The 4,917-nt window shown below is 57.5% G+C and carries 4 protein-coding genes; 2 read left to right on the plus strand and 2 right to left on the minus strand.

Annotated elements, in window-relative coordinates:
* Positions 1-1,109, minus strand: a 1,109-nt coding sequence (locus ABSG47_RS20135) for an ABC transporter permease (protein ID WP_424172115.1), incomplete at its 3' end; no start/stop codon positions are given.
* A 564-nt stretch (positions 1,110-1,673) separates the two neighbouring features.
* On the opposite strand from ABSG47_RS20135, the gene ABSG47_RS20140 reads away from it, so the two are divergent.
* Positions 1,674-2,759 (plus strand): SDR family oxidoreductase, encoded by a 1,086-nt coding sequence (locus ABSG47_RS20140; RefSeq protein ID WP_424172123.1) that lies wholly within the window; start codon positions 1,674-1,676, stop codon positions 2,757-2,759.
* Positions 2,756-4,408, plus strand: coding sequence for a class I adenylate-forming enzyme family protein (locus tag ABSG47_RS20145; RefSeq protein ID WP_424172118.1), 1,653 nt, complete (start codon positions 2,756-2,758; stop codon positions 4,406-4,408). The genes ABSG47_RS20140 and ABSG47_RS20145 overlap by 4 nt, the downstream gene beginning before the upstream one ends.
* 55 nt (positions 4,409-4,463) lie before the next feature.
* Here ABSG47_RS20145 and ABSG47_RS20150 read toward each other — a convergent pair.
* On the minus strand, positions 4,464-4,917 hold a 454-nt coding region (locus ABSG47_RS20150), incomplete at its 5' end, for an outer membrane lipoprotein-sorting protein (RefSeq protein ID WP_424172121.1).

The following is a 4,917-nucleotide window of genomic DNA, read 5'->3' on the forward strand; positions in this document are numbered from 1 at the left end:
GGTGAGAGTTGCCCTGCGCGCCACGCCGGAAGCGCTCCGGCAATCAGCCCGGCGAACACCGCGATTCCCACCGCCTCGGCAAGAAGCTGCCAGTGGAGTGACGCCGAAACGAGACTAGCGGTCTGTGGCAAAGTAGCCAGCACCCGCAGAGCGCACCACCCTAAAGCAATACCGAGAAATCCCCCGCTCAGGCCAAGCGTGACTGCTTCAATCTCAATGTGCGCCAGCACCTGCCATCGATTCCAACCCAGCGCGCGCAGGATACCGATCTCCCGCGTGCGCTCGAAAACCGACATCGCCATGGTGTTGGCGATTCCCAGTATGCCGATGAGGAGGGCGAGCGAAGAGGTGCCCCAGGCAGAAGCGTGGGCCAGCTTCACAAACTGATTGTCGCTGGCGCGCTCTGCCGCGGGAACAGCGCGCATTCCCGGCAGAGCGGCTTCGATCTCAGCCTGCGCGCGCTTCAAGTAATGTTCCGACGTTTCTCCGCGAGGCACTGAGCGCAGCCGAACATCAATCGTCGAAACTTTGCCCTGCAAGCTGCTTAGCTGTTGCAACTGGTCCAGCGGCATGACAACCGCGGCCGCCTCAAGCGTTGAAGCGCCGTGATAAATGGCAGTTACCGTGAATGACGTGCCCTGAATTTCAAGAATGTCGCCGGGGGCCTTCTTTAGATCCTGAGCGAGCAGGTCGCCGAGCATGATTTCGGCGGCGCCATCACGAAATCGCCGCCCTGCGAGAATCTGCAGAGAATTAAACTGAATTGCATCGTCCTTCCAGCCGTATATCAGCGCATTCACGTCCGGCGTCACGTCCATCAGATTAAAGATCGTGGGTGACGCCTGCGCCACATCGGGCAAATTCCTGAGCTTCGCCGCCGTCGATTCGTCCATCGTGGTATTCAGGAAGGTCCCCTGAATCACGGCAATGTCCGTGCCACTGCTGGAGTAAATACGTGCCCACTGCTGTTCGAACGCGCTTGAAAAGCCCACCAGGCCTACAAACGCTCCCACCGCCGTTCCGATTCCAGCCAGCGTGAGCAGAGTCCTCAGCCGCCGGCGCCGCAGGTTCTTCAAAACAAATCCCATGAACGACAATGATCTGGCCATGAACTTGGAATGCGTCCTTTTCTCTTCGCATTGAAGAAAGTTGAACTGCTAGTTTGTCGCGCCCGTATCAGATGCGCCAACCAGAATAAGAGGTTCCGACGTTATTTCCAATTTTCAATCTCTGTAGCCAGATGCCCTACGACATCGCGACGTAGATTCCCATCCGCGCACCTCCGTGCGCAAGGATGCCTTCGGCCAGATCGTCGGCGAAGTGCCGGATGGTTTGGGTCTGGCTGGTGACCACTGCCTGCTCTTACAGCCGTCCGGACTTGATGTGTTCCGGAATATCCTATCTCTATAGCTTGCGAACTCGGATTGCCGGCTGGCACCGCCCTTGATCCAGACACCTTAGCAGACAGCAAACGGCGCCACCTCACAGCCATTTCGATACTTCGAGTAAAGTTATTCTCTTGTTTCACGAGGAGGAAATAGTTCGACACTGCTCGCAGTATACTGAGCCTCAGTGTGGGCCGTCGTATAGGCACCCAGCGGTCATGATCCCTCGGCTTTCTTTTTTGTGCGCGGACTAAGGAAGGTTTTGAACTGAATAACGAAGAACTCATTCTGGTTACGGGCGCAACTGGCTTTCTCGGAGTGCAGTTGGTGCTCGAACTTCTGGAGCGGAAGCCGAACGCTACACTCGCACTGCTCATCCGCAACGGAACCGGGCAATCGGCTCAACAGCGCGCTGATTCCTTCATTCCTTTAGTGGAGCGGTCGCGCGTTCAGGTTTTTTCTGGAGACGTCAGTCAGCCTAACTGCGGTCTGGACCCGGCTGCCTACCGGCGTCTTTCGGCTGAAACGACCCGAGTGATTCACTCTGCCGCCACAGTGCGGTTCGATCATTCGCTCGACGAGGCCCGCCGCATTAACGTCGAGGGCACTCGGCATATTCTCGATTTCGCGGGCGGCGCGCGCGAGCTTCGCAGCTTCGCCTACGTTGGTACAGCCTACGTGGCCGGCGAGCGCTCGGGCCTGATTCGCGAAAACGAGCTTGCAGTGGGCCAGAGCTATCGCAATACCTACGAACAAACGAAGGCGGAGGCGGAGGCCCTTGTACAATCGCGTCTCGGCTCTATTCCTGGAGTGACACTGCGTCCCAGCATCATCGTTGGGGACTCCAGAACCGGCGTCACCTCCAGCTTCAAGATGATGTACTGGCCGTTGAAGATCTACGCACGACGCCTTTGGCGCACCCTTCCTGGCTATCCGGACGCGGTACTCGACATTGTGCCCGTGGATTTTGTCGCCAGTTCCGTCGCGCAACTCCTCTTTGATGAAGCCGCTTTGGGCTGTACAGTTCACCTCTGTGCCGGACCGCGCGCCAGCGCCACTATCCAGCAAGTTGCCCATCGCGCCATGGAATACTTCAACGGACCCGAGCCGCATTTCGTTGATCCGAGATTTTTCTTCGCCGTGGTACGGCCGCTTCTGTTTCTCTCTCTGTGGGGACGCAAACGCCGTGTGCTGCGCGACGGCCGCGCCTATCGAGATTACTTCACCATGCGCATGCAGTTTGACACCAGCAATGCTGAACGTCTTCTAGAGCCTGCCGGGGTGAATCCGCCACCGGTACTCGATTATCTCGACCGCCTTTTCCATTATTGTGTGGTTAGCGACTGGGGACGTAATCCGATTTCTGCGCAATGAGTATCATCCAACGTTATCAACTCGCGCGGGACCCCGAAGTCACAGTCGCCAATCTTGTGGATGAATTGGTTCGTCGAAAAGGTAATTGCGAAGTCGCTGTATACGAAAGCGGCGTCTTTCATCTTTCTGATCTGCACGACGAAGTTTGCTCCATCGATGCTTTTCTGCGTCAAGCCGTCGCGCTTCGCCCGGGCCAGCCTGTTGCCATCTATCGCAGCAACAATCGGGAATGCTTCCATTGGTTTCTTGCCATTATCCGTGCGGGAGGCATTGCGGTTCCGCTGAATCCGCAGTTCTCCCTCGTCGAAGTACGCCGGATTCTCGCCGATAGCGGCACAGAGATTCTCGTTACCGACAGAGTGCTATTTGAACGGACCATCGGGGACCGCCAGGCCCTTGAGGTGCGCACCTGGATACAGGCGGATGATGAGAGGGAGACGCTCGACGGATTCCTGCGCGTCTCCCAGACTGGTATGCCGTTACCACCCGTCACCATCGATCCGGCCGCAACGGTTGCCATCTTTCATACTTCCGGCACCAGCGGGTTCCCCAAGGGTGCCGCCTTGTCGAGCAACGCATTGCTTGGGGCGCGCGCGTCCACAGTACTCTCCGGAATCTTTCTGGGGCCACGGGATATTGCGCTCGTAGCGTTGCCCTGGTCACACATCATGGCTGTGAGTATTGCCTTGTACGGCCTCATGGCGGGTATTCGCGGATGTTTTCTCGATCGCTTCGATGTCGATGCTGCGCTGGAGCTTGTTGAGCGCTTTCGCATCACGGCGTTCGTCGGCGTGCCCACCATGTTTGCCCGCCTGGTCAACAGTAACCCGGCACCTGCACGCCTGGCGAGTGTGCGTGTTTGGCTCTCGGCCAGCGACCACCTTCCCTCCGAAGTTCGACTGCGTCTGCGCCAGTTCGGAGCCCTGTTCCGGCTGTTCGGTCGTTCGCGTATCCCACCCATTCTTTTAAACGGATATGGGATGGTCGAGTTAGGCGGCCTGGCCATGATGGGCATTGAGTTGCCGTTGCTGCGAGGGAGTGGCGACCTGTGTCTTCCCGTGCCCCCGTTTCGCATTCGGCTGGTCGATGAGAATGGCCAGACCGTGCCCGCGGGAGTGACGGGAGAATGCCAAATTCGACGCCGAGGCCTCGCTCCACACTACTGGAAGGACAAGGGCGATACTCAAGGCGTCCTTACCGGCGACGGCTGGTTGCGTACGGGCGACTTGGCTACGCGCAATCGACTGGGATTTATCCGGCTGGTCGGGCGCACAAAAGATGTGATCAAATCGGGCGGCTATTCGGTGTACGTTCGCGAACTCGAAGAAGTAATACTGGCCCATCCTGCTGTAGCCCGCGCGGTTGCGTTCGGCTTGCGTCATCAAGAGAAGGGCGAGATCCCAGTGGCCGCAGTTGAACTGCAGCCAGGTTTCTCTGCCCAGGAACTTGACCTGCTGGATTGGTGCCGCAGCAATCTCGCGGCATATAAGACGCCGCGGCGCATCTGGATTCTCGCCTCTGGCGACTTGCCGCAGAATCACAGCGGTAAGTTTCTTCGTCGAGTGCTACAGAACCGATTCTCAGAAGCTGATGGATTGAAGTCGCAGTCCCCGGCGCCTCTTCGGATGAAACTGCCCCCATCCAGCTAGCAGAGTTCTTCGACGAGAAACGACACAACTTGCACAGACAGTACAACTGGAAGCGTCATGGGTGATCCTCAAACCGACTGATCTGCTCTGGATTGAAGTCCCTGATGCCGAGGTTCGCTTTTGTGCTTCCCCGTTCGATAATCAGGACGGTCGATCCAGGGCGGCCATGTGTCTTCACTTCTACTTGTCTGGCTGACCAGACTCCCCCCGATTTGCTCAAACCGAAGTATGTGAATTCCTTTACGTTCCCCCCATTGTTCGGCGTTTTTTCCACATAGACGGGGTAGTCGATCGTGTGGTCGAGCCAAGTTTGGACCTCGGCATAGTGCGAATGATCTGATGCGCCCGGTGTACTCCTCAGTACATCGCAATCGCGAGCGCCGAATCTGGCACTCTTAAGAATCGTCTGGTCCTGCCAGTAGTACTCCGGCTGCAGAAAATCCTCATAGTTGAAGTCGCTGCCGACTACGCTCTCTCCCCATTTCTCAAACGGCACCGAGGTTGGCTCG

This window comes from Occallatibacter sp. (assembly GCF_049510455.1).
Lineage (GTDB): Bacteria > Acidobacteriota > Terriglobia > Terriglobales > Acidobacteriaceae > Telmatobacter.

Excerpts from the sequence above, each read along its gene's own strand:
- ABSG47_RS20145 (WP_424172118.1), top strand. The coding sequence starts at position 2,756 with ATGAGTATCATCCAACGTTATCAACTCGCGCGGGACCCCGAAGTCACA.